Raw genomic sequence first — 17,591 nt, 5'->3', positions numbered from 1 at the left:
GTATGAGTGTGATCTGGTTAAACGGAAAAATCTACCCAGCAGAGCAAGCCTTTATCAGCCCGCAGGATCGGGGCGTGACATTGGGAGACGGGTTATTTGAAACTCTGCGTATAAAAAACGGCACAATTCTACATTTTTCTTTGCATTATCAGCGTCTTTGTGAGGGTGGTCGAGTTCTGGGTATGCCTGTTCCAGAACAAGAAGACACTTTGCGGGCTATCCGAGAATTTGTGATGTATGCGGGGTTGGAGAATGGCTCTGCCCGCTTGACTGTAACGCGCGGGGTAGCGCCGCGCGGTTTGCTGCCACCAGAGCATTGCAAGCCAACGGTTTTTATAACAGGGGCTACAGGTGTTTTTAGAGAGCAGTCTGTACGTGTATGTGTGAGCAAGTTGGTGCGGAGGGATGAGCTTTCACCGCTTTCTTATATTAAATCGCTCAGTTATTTGCCCGGTATTATGGCAAGGCAAGAGGCAGCCCAAATGGGCTGCGATGATGCTCTTTTGTTAAATATGCAAGGGCGCGTAGCGGAAAGTACGATTAGCAATATTGTCGTGCAAACAGAGGAAGGATTGATAACGCCTCCTGTTACAGAAGGTGTTTTGCCGGGTATTGCCCGCAGGCTGCTGTTAGATGCAGGAATAATGCAGGAACGGCCTATTTCCTATGAAGATATGATAGGTGCGCAGGGTGTGTATTTAACAAACAGTCTTTCTTTACGCACGGTTACGCATGTGGATGGAAAACGGATCTCATATCACCCAGAATCTTATGGAAAAGTAAGGGAAATTCTAGAGAAATAAAAATTTGCAACCCTTCCAAATTGCTCGCGTTGGAAAATGGGATATCTTATTTTATGACAAAGGAGTGTCCCATGCAGAAAATCTTAACTTCCATGCTGCTTGGTGCGTCTTTAAGTGTAATGCCAGCATTGGCCATGGCACAGGATAATAATAACGGCGCACCACCTACGGCCGAGGGCGCGGCTTCCATGCAGGGGCAGCCTCCGTCAAAAGCAGCAGTGGGACCAAATGGCGAGCATGTTGACCCATCTAAAAAGCTATGGAGCAACCCTCGTACGGTAGATGAACAACCAGGCACACAACCACCTTCTAACGATGGCAAGCATCCGGCTCGTCCGGTTAAGGAATACCATCCTCACCATAGCCAGCACGACAAAAAAAATGGGGTTATGGAAAGCCCAAGTGAAACAATCCCCGGCAACAATCAGCCATCTTCTACGCATCTGCAGGAAAATCACGCACCACAATAATGCAATGAAGACTAGATATCCTGTTAGGCATGTGGCTTGGCAGGATAGGACCGTTGCGGCCAGTGCACGGCTTGGTTGGCCGTTTGCATCTGGGCGCAGCGTGTAAAATCGGCTAGCCTTCCCACCCATGTGATGGCGCGGCAGGGCTGAGCAAAAAGCAGCTTCAATATCTTGAAGGCGTCATCTTGGCCCATGTTTGCTCTGGTGCTTCCGTAATTCGGAGCAGTAGAGCGCGTGGGCATAGGCATGTTTTTAAGGTGATGTTGTTCCTGCTGCATCGGCCTTGTTGGATTCTGAAAGGGTGACGTCATGCTGGTGGAAGAGGCCAAGGGCAAACAGGCGGACGGTTCTAATACGCCGCATTACGATCTTCGGCAGATCGATTGTGATCCTAATTTCTGGTACCCTGTGGCGTGGTCGCATAAAGTGCGCCCCGGCAAAACATTTGCTGCGCGCTATGCAGGGCACCCTATTGCACTTATCCGCCCTGAATATGGACCTGTCTATGCGCTGGAAGACCGCTGCGCACATCGGCAGGTGCCGCTGAGCAAGGGCGTTGTGGATGATAAGGGCTGTGTAAAGTGCTGCTACCACGGTTGGGCATTTGATCGCGCCGGCAAGTGCGTGACCGTGCCTTATCTGAACAAGGAAGGGGTAGGGCGCCCGGTTAAGTCTTACCCCTGCCGTGAAAAAAGCGGCCTGATTTTTATCTTCCCCGGTGATCCGGCTTTGGCTGATAAAGTGCCGGTGCCAGATGTGGCACAGGTGGGGAACCCGGAATACAAAACCCGCATGTTCAGCCCGCGCCTGAAGTGCCACTATACATTTATGCATGAAAACCTGATGGACATGAACCATCAGTTCCTGCATCGGCGACAGATGGGTTCCATCACAGCCCGTTTCCTGGGGCAGGACAAGGGCGATGACTTCTTGGAAGCACGCTACAGTTTTGCCCGTAAAGGTGGCAATCAGCCACTTGCGGAAGCCCTGATTTTTGGCAAGCACCATGATTTCGAAGGCCGCGAACAGCCGGTTGAAGAAGTTGTGTCCATTCGCACCACCTATCCGTATCAGACTCTGCAGATCCACGATAAGGACGGTGATCTGATTATGGATCTGTGGACATCCTATGTGCCGCTGGGTGAAACACAGCAGGTTACGCAGGCGTTTGGTCTGCTTTCTGTTAAAAAGCCCAAATGGAACTTCCTTCTCAATCTGGCATGGCCTGCGCTGGGTATTTTCACGCACCGCATCTTTGAAGAAGATCGTGAAATTGTGGAAATGGAACAGAACGCATGGCGTGAACTGGGCGGAGATCACAACGTTGAAGTGTTCCCTGTTGTAAAGTCACTTCGCGCTCTGCTGGCACGTAGCGGTGTGCCCAACAAATACGCTCATCCGGTAGAAGCAGCCTCCCAGTCCGAAGACGCAGCTTAATAAAGAGCGTTTTTTTATCTTGTCCGGGCGCAAAAAAACGGCCATAAGAGCCGCGCTCGGTCAAGGCCGGGAGCATAACGCACGCGAGGAAAACACCATCTGGTGCTCTGCCTGTCTGGCAGGGTAACCCCTCGCGGAGGAATAACCAGAAAGGTAGGAATACGCTTATGGCGATGCCTGATTTTACCCTTCGTCAGCTTCTGGAAGCTGGTGTTCACTTTGGTCACCACACCCGTCGCTGGAACCCGCGCATGGCGCCATACCTGTTCGGTGTGCGCAACCAGGTTCATATCATTGATCTGCAGCAGACCGTTGGCCTGCTTGATCGCGCTCTGCAGGCTATCCGCAACACTGTTGCTGGTGGTGGCCGCGTTCTGTTTGTCGGCACCAAGCGTGCTGCACAGGACCCGATTGCAGAAGCAGCTCGTCGCTGCGGTCAGTACTACGTCAACCACCGCTGGCTCGGCGGTATGCTGACAAACTGGAAGACTATTCAGGGTTCCATCAAGCGCCTGCGTGGCATTGAAGAAACACTGGACGGCGCAACAGCTGGTCTGACCAAGAAAGAAATTCTGGACATGACCCGCCAGCGCGACAAGCTGGAACGTTCCTTGGGCGGGATCAAGGAAATGGGTGGCCTGCCGGACATCCTGTTCGTGATCGACACCAACAAGGAAAAGCTGGCCATTGAAGAAGCCAACAAGCTGGGTATTCCGGTTGTGGCTATTCTGGACAGCAACTCCGATCCGCGTGGCGTAACCTTCCCGATCCCGGGTAACGATGATGCCATCCGCGCCATCGGCCTGTATTGTGATCTGGTTTCTTCCGCTGTTCTGGATGGTATTTCCGCAGAACTGGGCGCTTCTGGTGAAGACATCGGCGCTGCTGAAGAACTGCCTGTTGAGCCTGCTCTCGAAGCCGCTCCGGCAGCTGCTGCCCCCGCAGCAGAAGCTCCAGCACCGGCTGCAAGCTAACGGAATACACAAACAGCCCGGTTATCATGCCGGGCTGTTTTTTCCTGCATGAATGCCTGCATTGGCAGGCCATGGAATATTCCGGTTCGCGCCCCTAAGAGGGCGCGTTCGGGTTTTTCAAGGAGTATTGAATTATGGCGGCAATTACAGCTGCACTGGTCAAGGATCTGCGCGAAAAAACTGGCGCAGGCATGATGGACTGCAAAAAAGCACTGAACGAAGCCAACGGTGATATCGAAGCCGCTATTGATTGGCTGCGCACCAAGGGCCTTGCTGCTGCGGCAAAAAAATCTGGCCGTGTTGCTGCTGAAGGTCTGGTAGGCGTTGCTTCTGCAGACAAAGTGGCTGCAATGGTAGAAGTAAATGCTGAAACCGACTTTGTGGCTCGTAACGAATCCTTCCAGAACTTTGTGGAATCCGTTGCCAAAGTTGCGCTGAAGGTTGGTGAAGATCTGGAAGCTATTAAGGCTGCCACGCTTGAAACCGGTCGCACAGTTGCTGATGAACTGACGCATCTGGTTGCAACCATTGGTGAAAACATGACCCTGCGCCGGGCTCGTGTGTTCACTGTGCCTTCTGGCGTTGTTGCTACCTATGTGCACGGTGCCCTGCGCCCCGGTCTGGGTAAGATTGGCGTGCTGGCTGCTGTTGAAGCTCCGACCGCTGATGAAGCTATCGAACAGCTTGGCCGTCAGGTTGGCATGCATGTTGCTGCTACACGTCCTTCCGCTCTGGATGTTTCCAGCCTTGATCCGGCAGAAGTTGAACGTGAACGCGCAGTGCTGGTTGAACAGTCCCGCGCTTCCGGTAAGCCAGAAGCTATCATCGAAAAGATGGTCGAAGGCCGTATCCGTAAGTTCTACGAAGAAGTTGTGCTTCTGGAACAGGTATGGGTGCATGATGGCGAAACCCGCGTGAAAGACGTGCTGAAGAAAGCTGGCGTTAAGCTGGTTGGCTTTGACCGCTTCCAGTTGGGTGAAGGCATCGAAAAAGAAGAAGATGACTTTGCCGCTGAAGTTGCCAAGGTTGCTGGCGTCTAAGGTCGGGTTTTCCGAATGACGGATAAGGGCGGGACTTCCTATCAAAAGGAGGCTCCCGCCCTTGTGCTTTTTGCGGGCGTGCAAGGTGAAACCAGTGCACGCGTGCATGTTCTTACAGAAGATTACGGTCCCCTAAGGGGCATTGCCTATGGCGGAGCTAGCAAAGCAGGCTGTGCCCTGTGGCAGCCGGGCAATGTTGTTAAAACAAGCCTCCATAAACGTAGTGCAGCTGCACCATTACAAATTTCGGGTGAGTTACTTTACGCCTGTGCCGCACGGCTGCTGGATGCTCCGTTAGCGTTAAGCATGGTGCAATCAGTTTGCGTATTGGCAGATGTAACCCTGCCGGAAGCTGACCCTTGCCCGTTCCTTTTTGCAGAAACAGTGCGTTTGCTTACCTTTTTGGGGTATGATCCTGTTGTTGCAGAACGTGAAGGTATGCCCCACGTTGTGCGGTGGGAAATGGCGTTGCTCGCAACATTAGGCTTTGGGCTGGATCTATCAGCTTGTGCTGTTACTGGTAGCACAGAAAATTTGCATTATGTTTCACCACGCACAGGCCGCGCAGTTAGCGAAGAAGGTGCGGGAGAATGGAAAGATCGGCTCTTGCCGCTTCCATCTTTTTTGCGGGATACAGAACAAACCGGTAATGTGGCGGATTGGCTGGAAGGTTTACGCTTAACAGGCCATTTTCTGGCGCGAGATGCCTTTGGCCAGCGCCATTTGCCATTACCTGCAGCACGCCAGCGGTTGTATGATCGGCTGGAAATGCGTGTTCTGGCAGACCAAACACCTATAACCGAGTAGCGCAAGACTGGCACAACCGAGGTGAGGGCTGTATGTCTTGTTTCTAATGGATCATGCAAGCTTTCCAGGGATGGCAGATGAGCGAAACCGCAGGACATATTGAGGAAACAAAACTGGCGGAGGCGCTGAGTGAGCGTTATCTGGCCTACGCGCTTTCCACCATCATGTCCCGCTCTTTGCCGGATGTGCGGGATGGGCTTAAGCCGGTGCATAGGCGCTTGGTTTATGCCATGCACCAGCTCCGGCTGGATCCGGCTTCCGGCTTCAAAAAATGCGCCCGTGTGGTGGGTGACGTTATTGGTAAATTCCACCCGCATGGTGATGCTTCGGTTTACGAGGCACTGGTGCGGTTGGCGCAGGATTTTGCCGCACGTTATCCGCTAGTAGAAGGGCAGGGGAACTTTGGCTCCGTTGATGGTGATAACCCGGCCGCCATGCGGTACACGGAAGCCCGTTTAACAGAAGTTGCCGTAGCCCTGTTGGATGGCATTGAAAATGATGCCGTAGATTTCCGCCCGACCTATGATGGTGAGGAGCAGGAACCCGTTGTTCTGCCATCGGCTTTCCCTAACCTTCTTGCCAATGGTGCGGCAGGTATTGCTGTGGGCATGGCAACCAGCATTCCGCCCCATAATGCCGCAGAGGTATGTGCTGCTGCTGCCCTGCTGGTGCGTAAGCCCTCGGCCACCACGCAGGAATTGCTAGAGCTTATGCCGGGGCCGGATTTCCCCACCGGTGGCCTGATTGTTGAAGATTCGGATGCCATTTTGCAGGCGTACGAAACCGGGCGCGGCAGCTTTAGAATGCGTGCGCGATGGGAGGTCGAACAGGGCCGTTTTGGCACGTGGCATATTGTGGTTACGCAAATTCCGTATCAGGTGCAAAAGTCTCGCCTGATTGAGCAGATTGCGGATTTGCTGGACCAGAAAAAACTGCCTCTGCTGGGGGATATCCGTGATGAAAGCACGGATGAAATCCGCTTGGTTCTGGAGCCCAAAACACGCGGCATAGAACCAGAAGTGCTGATGGAAACGCTGTTCCGTGCCACACCGCTGGAAAGTCGCTTTGGCCTGAACATGAATGTGCTGGGGGCGGATCGCTCCCCCGGCGTCATGGGGCTGAAACAGGTTATTCAGGCATGGCTGGACCATCGGCAGGGGGTGCGGGACCGCCGCAGCCGCCATAGACTGACTGCGGTAGAGCGGCGGCTGGAAATTCTTTCAGGTTTTCTGGCTGTCTACCTGAATCTGGATGAGGTCATCCGTATTATCCGTGAAGAGGATGATGCCAAGGCCAGCCTGATAGCTACGTTCAAGCTGACAGATTTGCAGGCAGAATCCGTGCTCAATATGCGGTTGCGGAGTTTGCGTCGGCTTGAGGAAATGGAAATCCGCAAGGAACATGATGCACTTTCCGCCGAGAAAGCAGCATTGATGGCGTTGCTGGATAGCGAAAAACAGCGCTGGAAAACGATCGAGCGCGAACTTACCGGTATGATCAAGGCCTTCGGAAAAGGCCGTTTGGGTGAGCGTAGAAGCACTATTCTTTCTGCGCCCAAGCCAGTTGATATTTCCGTGGTGGAAGAAGTGGAGCGCGAACCGCTGACCATGATCCTGTCTCAAAAAGGATGGGTGCGTGCGGTTAAGGGCCACAATGTTGATCTGGAAAATCAGAAGTTCAAGGAAGGGGATGCCCTCAAGCTGGCTATTCCTTGCCAGACAACGGATAGACTGTGCTTTTTTGCAACGGATGGACGGGCTTATACTGTAAAAGGGGCAGATCTGCCGCGAGGCCGCGGGGATGGGCAGCCTATTCGCCTGTTGATTGACCTTTCCAACGATGAAGACCTTCTGGCCGTTTTCCCCATAGAAGATGGAAAACGCCGCTTGGTGGCTTCAAGCGCCGGGCGCGGCATGTTGGTGGAAGAAGAAGCCTTGGTTGCGGAAAAACGCTCTGGCCGACAGGTACTGAACCTGAAGGAAGGCGAGTTTGCCCGCGTATGTGTGCCTGCCGAAGGGGACCACGTTGCCGTTGTGGGGGATAATCGGCGGTTCCTGATTTTCCCATTGGAACAGTTGCCCGTTATGGCACGCGGTCTTGGTGTGGCCCTGCAAAAATACTCGGATGGTGGTTTGCGCCAAGCCGTGGTGTTTACCGCAGCAGATGGGCTGCATTGGCCGGGTACTGCACGCATACGTCAGTTTGCTGATCTGCAGGATTGGGTGAGCCGTCGTGCAGCCGTTGGCAAGGTTGCGCCACCTTGGGCTGCTAAAAAAGCTTAAGCGCCGCCATTTAAAACAGAGGGCCTTCCGGAAACGGATGGGCCCTTTCTGTTTGAGGAGGCTGGTTTAGATCCAGTTTTTGCCATGTGCCATGGCGCAGAATTTCTGCGGGCTGGAAGCGTTCTTTATAAGCCATTTTAGGGCTGCCCGGCACCCAATATCCCAGATACAGATATGGCAGCTCCATTTGCATGGCTAATTCTGCCAGAGAGAGAATGGCAAAACTGCCGAGTGAACGCTGCGGGCAATCAGGTTCATAAAAGCTGTAAACAGCAGAAAGCCCATCTTCCAGAACATCAATCAGGCTAGCTGCCATTAAGGTGGTGTCTGGTGCACGAAATTCGACAAGCCGCGTATCTACCGGCGTTTCTTCCACCATAATTCGGTAATCATGCATGGACATGCCCGCCATTTCACCATCTGAATGGCGGCTATCCAGATACCTGCGAAAGAGCGTGTATTGCTCGTCTGTAGCGGTGGGGGGCAGCAGGCTGCGAACAAGATCAGCGTTCCGCCGGACAGCGCGTTTTTGTGTGCGGTTGGGTGTCAGGCGGCAGACAGGTAAGCGAATGGGAATACAGGCAGAGCAGCCATCGCAAATAGGCGCATAAGCCAAGGTATGGCTCCGCCTGAAACCTGCATGTGAAAGGCGGCTATGCAGGAAATTGGCATCTGGAGTAGCAAGGTCCACCAGTATCTTACGCTCAATACGGTTAGGCAGATACGGACAGGCACCGGGTGGAGCGGTATAGAAGAAGTGTGGCCTGTCTTGTGATGACGTCATGGGGAGAAATTATCCCGCAACAAAATTATGGGCCAGAAAACTCTGGCCCATATGCCGTGATATTGACCGGAAACCTATTGGCCGAAAGATGCCCGGATACGTTCTGCAGCTTCAATAGCAAAATACGTTAAAATGCCATTGGCGCCAGCGCGGCGGAAGGCCAGAAGGCTTTCCATAACGGCGCGTTCATGGTCCAGCCAGCCATTGCGGATGGCCGCCATCAGCATCGCATATTCACCAGATACCTGATAGGCAAAGGTGGGTACGTGGAATTCATCTTTCACACGGCGGATGATATCCAGATACGGCAGGCCGGGTTTGACCATAACCATGTCTGCGCCTTCAGCAATGTCCATTTCCACTTCGCGCAGGGCTTCATCGCTGTTAGCTGGGTCCATCTGATAGGTTTTTTTATCACCTTTCAGCATACCGCCAGAACCCAGAGCATCACGGAACGGGCCATAAAAGGCACTGGCATATTTGGCAGCGTAGGACATGATACGGGTGTTGATCAGCCCATTGCCGTCCAGATCACGCCGAATAGCTTCAATACGGCCATCCATCATGTCTGACGGGGCAATAATGTCCACACCAGCAGCAGCCTGATTAACGGCCTGCTGAGAAAGAATGGTTACAGATGGATCATTCACCACGTAGCCATTTTCAATCAGGCCATCGTGGCCGTGGCTGGTGTAGGGGTCTAGCGCCACGTCACCAATCAGCCCAACTTCCGGAAATTCCTTTTTAAGCAGGCGGGCGGCCCGGCACATCAGGTTGTCCGGGTTTGTGGCTTCCGTGCCTTTTTCATCCCGCGCTTCTGTGGGCGTGATGGGAAACAGGGCCAAAGCTGGAATACCCAGCTTTGCGGCGGGTTCAACATGTGCGGCCAGCTTGTCCAGCGTAACACGGTGTACGCCGGGCATGGAGGACACCTCGGTAACCGTATTGGTGCCTTCCATAAAAAAGATAGGCCAGATCAGATTGTTGATGCCCAACGTATTTTCAGCAACCAAACGGCGCGTGAAATCATCAATCCGGTTGCGCCGGGGGCGAGCCAGAGGAAAACGGCCAGCCATCATGGGCAGGATCTCCTTGCTGCTGCCTGCGGGCGTAGTGGGGCACTTTTAAAGAGCCCCAACCACGGCGGGCGGGACAGACGGGTGAATGCTGGCCGGAAGTATGCGCGCCTGTGCGCTTTATGCAACCCTGTCTGGCGGAATGCTGGGTCGCGCTAATGCGCTGTGGTAACGGCCATAGGTGAGATAAATCACCATTCCTATAGCCAGCCACACAATCAGCCGGATCCATGTCAGCTCATCAAGTGAGGCCATGACAGTGCCACAGGTGAGAATACCCAGAATGGGAATAATGTCTCCGCCGGGAACCCGAAAAGCACGCGGATGATCAGGAGCCTTGCGGCGTAGGATCATCACACCAGCACATACCAGAATAAATGCCAGAAGCGTGCCGATGGATGTCATGTGTCCTAGCTCAGAAATAGGCAGAAACGCGCTGAGCAGACAAATAATGACCATAAAAAAGACGTTGGACATCCAGGGTGTTTGATATTTTGGGTGCGTGGCGCTGAACATGGGGGGCAGCAGGCCATCTCGGGACATGGCAAAAAACACGCGGCTCTGGCCCAGAAGCATGCCCATAAGAACTGACGTAAACCCGCAGATAATACCAATTTTGATGGCCAGTTGCAGCCATGTATAGGGCGTGCGGTTAATGGCTGTAGCCACCGGGGCGGCATCACCCAGCATGTCTTTGTAATTGACCAGACCGGTCATGACAAAAGAGAAGCAGACATAAGCCAGAGCACAAATCAGCAGGCTCCCCAAAATGCCAATGGGCATATCACGCGCCGGGTTTTTGGTTTCTTGCGCTGTGGTGGAAACGGCATCAAAACCGATATAGGCAAAAAAGATGGTGCCCGCAGCGCGCATGATGCCAGACCAGCCATACTGCCCAAAGGTGCCCGTGTTTTGTGGAATAAAGGGATGATAATTGGCCGGGTTAATGTAGTGGATGCCAAAGCCTATAAATGCTGCAATCACCAGCAGTTTGATAACCACCACAACGGCATTCACCATAGCAGATTGCGAGATCCCGCGGATCAGGATCCATGAAACTACGCAGGTAATAAAAACTGCGGGTAGATTCATCAGCCCGGAAACCATGCTGCCATCTGGCATCTGCACGGTTTCAAAGGGTGAAGCCGTAAGCCGTGGCGGCAGCACTATGCCCCACGAATCCAATAATGACACCACATACCGAGACCAACTGACCGCAACAGTGGCCGCACCCACGGCGTATTCCAGTACCAGATCCCAGCCAATAATCCATGCCATCATTTCCCCTAGCGTGACATACGCATAGGTGTAGGCGCTGCCCGCAATAGGGATCATGCTGGCCAGTTCACTGTAGCACAGCCCGGCAAAGCCACAGGCAATGGCCGCAATAAAAAAGGAAAGAACCACAGCAGGACCGGCATTTTCAGAAGCCGCAATGCCGGTGAGAGAAAACAGGCCTGCCCCAATTGTGGCGCCAACACCCAATGCCACAAGGCTTCCCGGCCCCAGAACACGCTTAAGCCCAGGTGCTGCCTGTAGCTTGTCCAGCGGCAAACATCGCGTAAATGCCGATGTTACAGAGGGGGCAGACTTCTGCTCCATATATTTTTCTCCTGTCCGGGCCGCACGGAAAGCGGTAAGAAGCCTCCAACGGTCTTTTTTTCTATAAACAGGCCAGCAGCACATCCTGGCAAGATGTGTTTCAAACGTAACGAATGAACACCGCCAGCCGCCCGGCAAATATGCTGGTGAACATATTGTCTGATTTTGAGGGAACACCTGAATGAGCCACACGGATCTGGATCGCTTTTTCCATGCGTCTCTAGCCCAGACTGATCCGGATGTTGCAGCCGCCATTGAAGGCGAGCTGAAGCGTCAGCAGGAAGGCATTGAACTGATAGCCAGTGAGAACATGGCGTCTGAAGCCGTGCTTCAGGCTCAGGGCAGCGTGCTAACCAACAAATACGCCGAAGGTTACCCCGGCCGCCGCTATTACGGTGGCTGTGTGGAAGTGGACAAGGTTGAAAATCTTGCCATCGACCGCGTGAAAACTCTGTTTGGTGCCGCATTTGCCAACGTGCAGCCGCATTCTGGCGCCAACGCCAACCAGGCCGCGTTTATGGCTATGGGCAAGCCGGGTGATACAGTGCTGGGCATGAGCCTTGCTGCCGGTGGCCACCTTACACACGGTGCAGCCCCCAACTATTCCGGCAAATGGTTCAATTCCGTGCAGTACGGCGTGCGTCAGCAAGACGGCATGCTGGACTATGAGGAAATGGAACGGCTGGCGCGTGAGCACAAACCTTCCATCATTGTGGCTGGTGGCTCTGCTTATCCGCGTATTATTGATTTTGCCCGCTTCCGCCGCATTGCGGATGAAGTTGGTGCCTTCCTGATGGTGGATATGGCGCATTTTGCTGGTCTGGTGGCTGCTGGCCTGTATCCAAACCCGCTGGAATACGCACATATTGTAACCTCCACCACGCATAAAACCCTGCGTGGCCCACGTGGCGGCCTGATCCTGACCAATGACGAAGCATTGGCCAAAAAGATCAACTCCGCTGTGTTCCCTGGTTTGCAGGGGGGCCCTCTGATGCACGTTATTGCCGGTAAGGCCGTGGCGTTTGGTGAAGCCCTCCGTCCGGAATTTAAGGAATACCAGAAAGCTGTGCAGAAAAACGCAGCCGTTCTGGCCGAAGTTCTAGTGGAACGCGGGTTCGATATCGTAACCGGTGGTACGGATTCACATCTGCTTCTGGTTGATCTGCGCCCCAAAAAGGTGACCGGTAAAGCTGCGGAACAGGCTCTGGAACGCGCTGGTATTACAGCCAACAAAAACGCCATTCCGTTTGATCCGGAAAAGCCAGCCATCACGTCCGGCGTGCGTCTGGGTAGCCCGGCGGCAACGGCTCGCGGCTTCCGTGAGGAAGAATTCCGCCAGATTGGTGAAATGATTGACGAAGTTCTGACAGCTTTGGCCGCTTCCGGCGGTGAAGGTAACAGCGAAGTTGAAAACGCTGTGCATGAACGCGTTAAAGCTCTGTGCGCTAAGTTCCCTATCTATAGCCGCGCATAATATTTAAGCCTTTTAGGCTTTCAGAACGGGCATGCAGGCTTAGGCTTGTGTGCCCGTTTTGCTGTTAAGGCGCTTTGCAAGCCTTACGGCTGTATGGCCCCGGCGGGGGCGCAAGTTTGGCATGACCAAGATACAGTTATTGTAAGGGGTGCGAATTTCATCTTGCCCATCAAAAGCAATAACAGTGCCCGCCTTGCGGATAACACTGCCACTCGCAAATGGCTGCACAAAAACAAAGCGAGATGTCAGCGCTTGCACGCAGTCTGTCACAACAGCTTGCCTTACAGGTTCTGAAGATGTTGCTGATGTTGGGGCGGAGGGCAAGGTGCCGGTTTGTGCCAGAAATATGCGGGTGCTCAGTAAAGCTTGCTGTGCGGCATCTTTCTGCCAGTGTTGTCCTGCCTCCAGCAGGCAGGCGCGTGTATATGAATGTGGCGTATTAAAGCGCGTATAATCAATAAGCCTTAATCCATCCCCATGCCCACCATCCTGAATCACAGCAGGAGGGTGGGTTTGTGCGCCGGATACACAGTAAGCAAGATCTCGGCTGTTTTCCGTCATGCTACAGAGGAAAAGAGGTTGTGCGGGCCATAGCATGGTGTGGATATCCAAAAGAATATCTACTGTTTCCAGCACAGGCAGCACTTCACGCACACGTTGCATTTCAACCGATGTGTGCGCCGAAGCAATTAGCTCAGGCCGCCATAACCGGTTCATATCTTCTTCTACAAAGCGGGATAATGTGGGGCGGGCAGGGTTAAAGGTTTTGTAAGCCGCCAGATTAAGAAAAATCAGGCTCAATCTTCCATGTAACGGGCGCAATGGTTGCATAAGAAGCTGTTGCAGAGCGTAGGCTCCGGCATATTCGTTACCATGCATAAGGGCTGTAACGGCCACATGCGGGCCGGGGCGGCGGCTTTCAAAATGATGCACACCTTGAATACCGCAGTTTCCTGCAATCCATGGGCTGATATCTGGTGGTGGGTATTCAATACGCACAGCAGGTAAAGAGGGTGGAGATGGCGGCAGCAAGGCAGAAACAGCCCGAAACCGAAAAGCACTCTCAGGGCGTACATGCCGCTTGGATGCGCAACTCATAATCCCCTCTCCAGATACCGCGCTGGCAAGGGTATTTCGGCGTGTATGGGGGAATGAAGGAAGGAACAGCACCGCATGGGCAAAAGTATGCGGTGGGTTGTGCGGGCCTGCAATCCCTGCTTTGTCTCAACTTTCTTCTTATTTTCAGGTGACGGACAGTACGAGTGACATCTTCCCTTCATCCTCTCCATCACTTGTGGCGTTTGTTTCCTGTAGCTCAAAGGCGGCGTTTGTTGGCCAAGGCCACTGCTTTGCTTGCCCCCAAAGCAGCCAGCCCTACGCCTGTAGCTGATGCAAACGTGATTATTGGAGGAGAACTCGGCCGAGGTTCCGGCTTGGGTGAAGGGGCCAGATTACTTTTGCGTGGTCTGCTTTCTCAAGGCGTAAGTGCAAAAGGGGTAGAGGCTGGTCTTCTACAATCGCAAGGGAAAGAGGGGCTGGATTCTGTTTTTGTAGATCCAAAAGCGGCTTTGGTGCTGCATGTAAATGCACCACAAACGCCAGCAGCTCTTTTGCGCCTGGGCCGCAAGCATGTGTTGGGGCGGCTTATTGTAGGCTATTGGGTGTGGGAGCTACCGGTTATTTCGCCAGAGTGGCAGGCTGGCGTGCCATGCGTGCATGAAATCTGGACACCTTCGCACTTTAGCGCACGCGCGCTGGAACCTCTTATGCCCGGCCGGGTCAAGGTTGTGCCTTATCCGTTGGCGTGTGTGCCTCCGCAGCCTTCTAAATTGGATCGGCAGGCTTTTGGGTGGCCTGAGGATGGAGTGGTGGTGCTGGTCTCCTTTAGTCTTGCATCCAGTTTTGAGCGCAAGAATCCCTTGGCCGCTATAGCGGCGTTTCGGCAGGCGTTTGGAGATAGAAAAGACCGTCTGTTGGTAATGAAAATATCTGGTTCGGACCATTATGCGGCAGATATGCAGCGCCTGAAGGATGCGGCAGGTGGCGCACAGAACATTCGCTTTGAAAGCCGTATGCTGCCAATGCCAGATGTGTACGCCATGACGCAGCAGGCAGATATTGTGCTTTCCCTGCACCGGAGCGAAGGGTTTGGACTGGTGCCAGCAGAAGCCATGTTGCTGGAACGCCCTGTTATCGCCACAGACTGGTCTGCTACATCAGAATTTCTAACATCAGACTGTGGTTGGCCAATTTCTTACAAACTTGTAACAGCCACAGATACGCGAGGCGTGTATCAGGTGCCTCAAGCTGTGTGGGCAGAGGCAGATATAGGGTGCGCAGTAGAAGCATTGCAAACCCTTGCAGATGATGCCAACAAGCGCCGCCAGCTTGGGCAGGCTGCTGGCAAGGCAGCATTGCGGGCCTTTGGGCCAACGCCTTTACTGAACGCCGTAGCTGCGTTGCAGAAGTAGATTAGGAAAAGTGGTTTGAGTGGCATACGGGTATTTGTCTGGCAGTGGGGGCGCAAGGGGGCCGGCCCGCGCATTGCTGCGGAACTTGCCAAAGCCCTGAATACGTTACCAAACACATCCGCAGTTCTTTCCCTCTCATCTGGGGCAGAAGTGCTACAGGCTGAGCCTGATCTTCATAACGATGTGCCGGTGCGAACATATACAAGTCTTTCCAGCTTTTTTACGCGCTTGCTGCAAGCCCCGTATATGTTGCATGCATTAGGCCGTATGTTGCGCGCTGTGCATCCAGATGTTGCCATATGCGCCATGCCGGGGCCGCTTGATCTGATTATGGTTGCGGCGTTGCGTAAAGCTGGCGTGCCCGTTGTGGTGTTGGTGCATGATGCGGCAGCACATCCTGGCGATGGTTTTGTTGGGCAGATGTTTTTGCAGCGTTTGCTGGTCTGGTCTGCTGATATTCCGGTTACATTAAGCCGTCATGTAGCTGCCCAGCTTGAGAAACAATGGTGTATGCGTGGGCGGCGTGCGCTGGTGGCTTTTCATCCACCATTTGCGTTTGTTGCGCCAGAGGGGCAGCCAAGTGCACCTTTTGCGCATAAAGGTCCAGTTCGACTGCTCTTTTTTGGCAGATTACTGTCTTACAAAGGGTTGGATCTGCTGGCTCAAGCTCTTACAGCCATGGGTGAGCATACTGATTATATCTGCCGTGTTGCAGGTAAAGGGCCGCATAGTGCAGAGCTGGATCAACTGGCAGCTTTACCTAATGTGCAGATTGAAAACAGATGGGTGCCAGAAACAAAAGTCAGCCAGCTTCTAGCATGGGCAGATGCGCTGGTACTGCCTTACAGGGAGGCAACGCAAAGTGGTGTAGGGGCAGCAGCCCTTGCTGCCGGGCGTTGGGTGATTTCAACAGATGTAAGTGGTCTGGCAGAACAGTTTGCCGGGCAGCCCAATGTGGTGTTCTGCAAGCCAGAAGCCCAAAATATTGCGGCAACACTTACAGCATTTGTAAAAGATAAGCCTGCCGCCACACCGAATACACAAGGTAAGCGGGAGGCAGAGCAGGCATGGCAGATTATGGCCGAACAGATTTTGAACGGCGTGAGGCAGTTTGAGGCTGGCTAGGTGCGGGAAGGGCCTGCTCGGCACCGATGATCCGTAGTTTTACGTGTGCGCCAACTTCAATTTGCCGCAGGCTTTGGCGATCATCCATTGTGCAAAGCGTAAGAGCGGATCCTTTTTCTCCGCCACGGCCTGTGCGCCCGATGCGGTGCAAATAGGTTTCTGGCTGATCCGGCACATCGTAATTGATAACCTGCTTTACAGAAGGCACATCCAGCCCACGCGCTGCAACATCTGTAGCAACAAGAATAAAGAGCCGCCCGGATTCAAAGCTGGCAACTGTGCTGGTGCGTTTATCCTGCGCAATATCCCCATGCAAAGGGGCGGCAGCAAGTCGGGCTTTTTTAAGCAGAGCGGCAAGCTGATCTGCCTCTGCTTTTGTGCGCACAAACACAATGCTGCGCATTTTAGGCGCGCGGCTGAAAAATTCCTTAATGAAGCCCGGCTTCTGAGTGGGATCTAAAAACAACGCAGCCTGGCGGATAGGCCCGCGCTTTTGAGGGGCTTGTTCAATGCTGATTTCAACCGGCTTATGCAGCAGGTTCAAAAGCGTGCTTTTCAGGCTTTCGGGTTGGGTAGCAGAAAGCACCAGTGTTTGCCGCATGGACGGCAGATAAGAGAGCAGTGTTTCCGTATCTTCCTGAAATTCGGGAGAAAACAGACGGTCTCCTTCATCCAGAACCAGATATCCGCATTCTGAAAGATCGCAAATTCGGTTGGAAACAAAATCCAGCAGACGTCCGGGTGTTGCAATCAGAATGCGGCGGCCTGTTGCTTGTGCAAGAAAATGCTCCTGCTCTGCGCGGTCCGATCCGCCAAATAGCGGCACGAGAGTAACCGGGGTTTGCTTCTGCCCTTTTTTGCTTTCGCCCAAACAGGTGCGAAAAACTTTTTCCACCTGCAAAACCAGTTCACGCGTGGGCACAAGCACCAGCACAAAGCGTGGCTTGCGAGATTTCAGCAGCTTCTGGCTAAGCGGCAAAGCATAGGCAGCCGTTTTGCCGGTGCCCGTGGGGGCGCGCACCAATACATCTCTGCCATCCAAAATGGCAGGAATAGCAGCCTGTTGCACTGGAGTAGGGGCAGCCATGCCCGCCTGCTGCGCATATGCGCATAATGCTGGATCTAGGCCCAGATCATGGAAACTGCCGGACATTGTGTCGCCTTTCTCCTTATCTGGAATGCGCAAACACGCCTTGCACGCTTTCCGTTCCAGCGGCAAGGAGAGAAAGACACGGGGGCGCTTTTC

15 protein-coding genes are annotated in these 17,591 nt (G+C 53.6%); 10 read left to right on the top strand and 5 right to left on the bottom strand.

The genetic code is table 11. From position 1 onward, the window contains the following. Window positions 1-2: 2 nt before the first annotated feature. The 7 genes from APA10_RS04985 (at window position 3) to parC (ending at window position 7,813) form a co-directional block, all read left to right on the top strand. Window positions 3-803, top strand: coding sequence for an aminotransferase class IV (locus tag APA10_RS04985; RefSeq protein ID WP_003628558.1), 801 nt, complete (start codon window positions 3-5; stop codon window positions 801-803). Between the two features lie 53 nt (window positions 804-856). Continuing rightward, window positions 857-1,273 carry a hypothetical protein gene (locus APA10_RS04980; protein WP_014457153.1) on the top strand — a complete coding sequence of 139 codons (417 nt, stop codon included), beginning with the start codon at window positions 857-859 and terminating at the stop codon, window positions 1,271-1,273. A 309-nt stretch (window positions 1,274-1,582) separates the two neighbouring features. After that, window positions 1,583-2,710, top strand: coding sequence for an aromatic ring-hydroxylating oxygenase subunit alpha (locus APA10_RS04970; RefSeq protein ID WP_003628555.1), 1,128 nt, complete (start codon window positions 1,583-1,585; stop codon window positions 2,708-2,710). A 167-nt stretch (window positions 2,711-2,877) separates the two neighbouring features. Further along, the gene (gene rpsB, locus APA10_RS04965) at window positions 2,878-3,684 is read left to right on the top strand and encodes a 30S ribosomal protein S2 (protein WP_014457152.1); all 807 of its coding nucleotides are present in this window, start codon (window positions 2,878-2,880) and stop codon (window positions 3,682-3,684) included. Between the two features lie 134 nt (window positions 3,685-3,818). Continuing rightward, window positions 3,819-4,724, top strand: coding sequence for a translation elongation factor Ts (gene tsf / locus APA10_RS04960; protein WP_003623141.1), 906 nt, complete (start codon window positions 3,819-3,821; stop codon window positions 4,722-4,724). Window positions 4,725-4,739: 15 nt separating this feature from the next. Beyond that, window positions 4,740-5,531, top strand: coding sequence for a DNA repair protein RecO (gene recO / locus APA10_RS04955; RefSeq protein WP_003628551.1), 792 nt, complete (start codon window positions 4,740-4,742; stop codon window positions 5,529-5,531). A 77-nt stretch (window positions 5,532-5,608) separates the two neighbouring features. After that, the gene (gene parC / locus APA10_RS04950; protein ID WP_035367349.1) at window positions 5,609-7,813 is read left to right on the top strand and encodes a DNA topoisomerase IV subunit A; all 2,205 of its coding nucleotides are present in this window, start codon (window positions 5,609-5,611) and stop codon (window positions 7,811-7,813) included. A gap of 10 nt (window positions 7,814-7,823) precedes the next feature. Here parC and APA10_RS04945 read toward each other — a convergent pair whose 3' ends face one another. The 3 genes from APA10_RS04945 to APA10_RS04935 all read right to left on the bottom strand — a co-directional run bounded on the left by APA10_RS04945 (window position 7,824) and on the right by APA10_RS04935 (window position 11,275). Further along, window positions 7,824-8,597 carry an arginyltransferase gene (locus APA10_RS04945; RefSeq protein WP_035365521.1) on the bottom strand — a complete coding sequence of 258 codons (774 nt, stop codon included), beginning with the start codon at window positions 8,595-8,597 and terminating at the stop codon, window positions 7,824-7,826. A 74-nt stretch (window positions 8,598-8,671) separates the two neighbouring features. Further along, complete coding sequence (hemB, locus tag APA10_RS04940) at window positions 8,672-9,676, bottom strand: porphobilinogen synthase (RefSeq protein ID WP_003628543.1); 1,005 nt, start codon at window positions 9,674-9,676, stop codon at window positions 8,672-8,674. A 117-nt stretch (window positions 9,677-9,793) separates the two neighbouring features. Next, window positions 9,794-11,275, bottom strand: a complete 1,482-nt coding sequence (locus APA10_RS04935; protein ID WP_003628542.1) for an amino acid permease — start codon at window positions 11,273-11,275, stop codon at window positions 9,794-9,796. Between the two features lie 181 nt (window positions 11,276-11,456). Between APA10_RS04935 and glyA the strand changes: the two genes are divergently transcribed. Next, entirely contained in the window at window positions 11,457-12,749 is a 1,293-nt protein-coding gene (gene glyA / locus APA10_RS04930) for a serine hydroxymethyltransferase (RefSeq protein WP_003623132.1), read from the top strand. 39 nt (window positions 12,750-12,788) lie between these two features. Here glyA and APA10_RS04925 read toward each other — a convergent pair whose 3' ends face one another. Further along, window positions 12,789-13,847: a M14 family metallopeptidase gene (locus APA10_RS04925; RefSeq protein ID WP_231111058.1), complete on the bottom strand. Its 1,059-nt coding sequence runs from the start codon at window positions 13,845-13,847 to the stop codon at window positions 12,789-12,791. A 164-nt stretch (window positions 13,848-14,011) separates the two neighbouring features. Here APA10_RS04925 and APA10_RS04920 point away from each other — a divergent pair, with 164 nt between their 5' ends. Then, window positions 14,012-15,220, top strand: a complete 1,209-nt coding sequence (locus APA10_RS04920; RefSeq protein WP_035365519.1) for a glycosyltransferase family 4 protein — start codon at window positions 14,012-14,014, stop codon at window positions 15,218-15,220. A 15-nt stretch (window positions 15,221-15,235) separates the two neighbouring features. Beyond that, a complete protein-coding gene (locus APA10_RS04915; RefSeq protein WP_003628538.1) occupies window positions 15,236-16,345 on the top strand; it encodes a glycosyltransferase family 4 protein in 1,110 nt (369 codons plus the stop codon). Here the strand turns inward: APA10_RS04915 and APA10_RS04910 are convergent. Beyond that, the gene (locus tag APA10_RS04910; RefSeq protein WP_003628537.1) at window positions 16,296-17,498 is read right to left on the bottom strand and encodes a DEAD/DEAH box helicase; all 1,203 of its coding nucleotides are present in this window, start codon (window positions 17,496-17,498) and stop codon (window positions 16,296-16,298) included. The two genes, APA10_RS04915 and APA10_RS04910, sit on opposite strands and share 50 nt — an antisense overlap. Window positions 17,499-17,591 lie beyond the last annotated feature (93 nt).

This window comes from Acetobacter pasteurianus subsp. pasteurianus LMG 1262 = NBRC 106471 (genome assembly GCF_000285275.1).
Taxonomy (GTDB): Bacteria; Pseudomonadota; Alphaproteobacteria; order Acetobacterales; family Acetobacteraceae; genus Acetobacter; species Acetobacter pasteurianus.
Note: the sequence above shows the minus strand (reverse complement) of the source record. Positions and strands in the feature narration are given on the sequence as shown.

Excerpts from the sequence above, each read along its gene's own strand:
- APA10_RS04945 (WP_035365521.1), bottom strand. The coding sequence starts at position 8,597 with ATGACGTCATCACAAGACAGGCCACACTTCTTCTATACCGCTCCACCC.
- recO (WP_003628551.1), top strand. The coding sequence starts at position 4,740 with ATGACGGATAAGGGCGGGACTTCCTATCAAAAGGAGGCTCCCGCCCTT.
- parC (WP_035367349.1), top strand. The coding sequence starts at position 5,609 with ATGAGCGAAACCGCAGGACATATTGAGGAAACAAAACTGGCGGAGGCG.
- hemB (WP_003628543.1), bottom strand. The coding sequence starts at position 9,676 with ATGATGGCTGGCCGTTTTCCTCTGGCTCGCCCCCGGCGCAACCGGATT.
- APA10_RS04980 (WP_014457153.1), top strand. The coding sequence starts at position 857 with ATGACAAAGGAGTGTCCCATGCAGAAAATCTTAACTTCCATGCTGCTT.
- APA10_RS04935 (WP_003628542.1), bottom strand. The coding sequence starts at position 11,275 with ATGGAGCAGAAGTCTGCCCCCTCTGTAACATCGGCATTTACGCGATGT.
- rpsB (WP_014457152.1), top strand. The coding sequence starts at position 2,878 with ATGGCGATGCCTGATTTTACCCTTCGTCAGCTTCTGGAAGCTGGTGTT.
- APA10_RS04985 (WP_003628558.1), top strand. The coding sequence starts at position 3 with ATGAGTGTGATCTGGTTAAACGGAAAAATCTACCCAGCAGAGCAAGCC.
- APA10_RS04910 (WP_003628537.1), bottom strand. The coding sequence starts at position 17,498 with ATGTCCGGCAGTTTCCATGATCTGGGCCTAGATCCAGCATTATGCGCA.
- tsf (WP_003623141.1), top strand. The coding sequence starts at position 3,819 with ATGGCGGCAATTACAGCTGCACTGGTCAAGGATCTGCGCGAAAAAACT.
- APA10_RS04970 (WP_003628555.1), top strand. The coding sequence starts at position 1,583 with ATGCTGGTGGAAGAGGCCAAGGGCAAACAGGCGGACGGTTCTAATACG.
- glyA (WP_003623132.1), top strand. The coding sequence starts at position 11,457 with ATGAGCCACACGGATCTGGATCGCTTTTTCCATGCGTCTCTAGCCCAG.
- APA10_RS04925 (WP_231111058.1), bottom strand. The coding sequence starts at position 13,847 with ATGAGTTGCGCATCCAAGCGGCATGTACGCCCTGAGAGTGCTTTTCGG.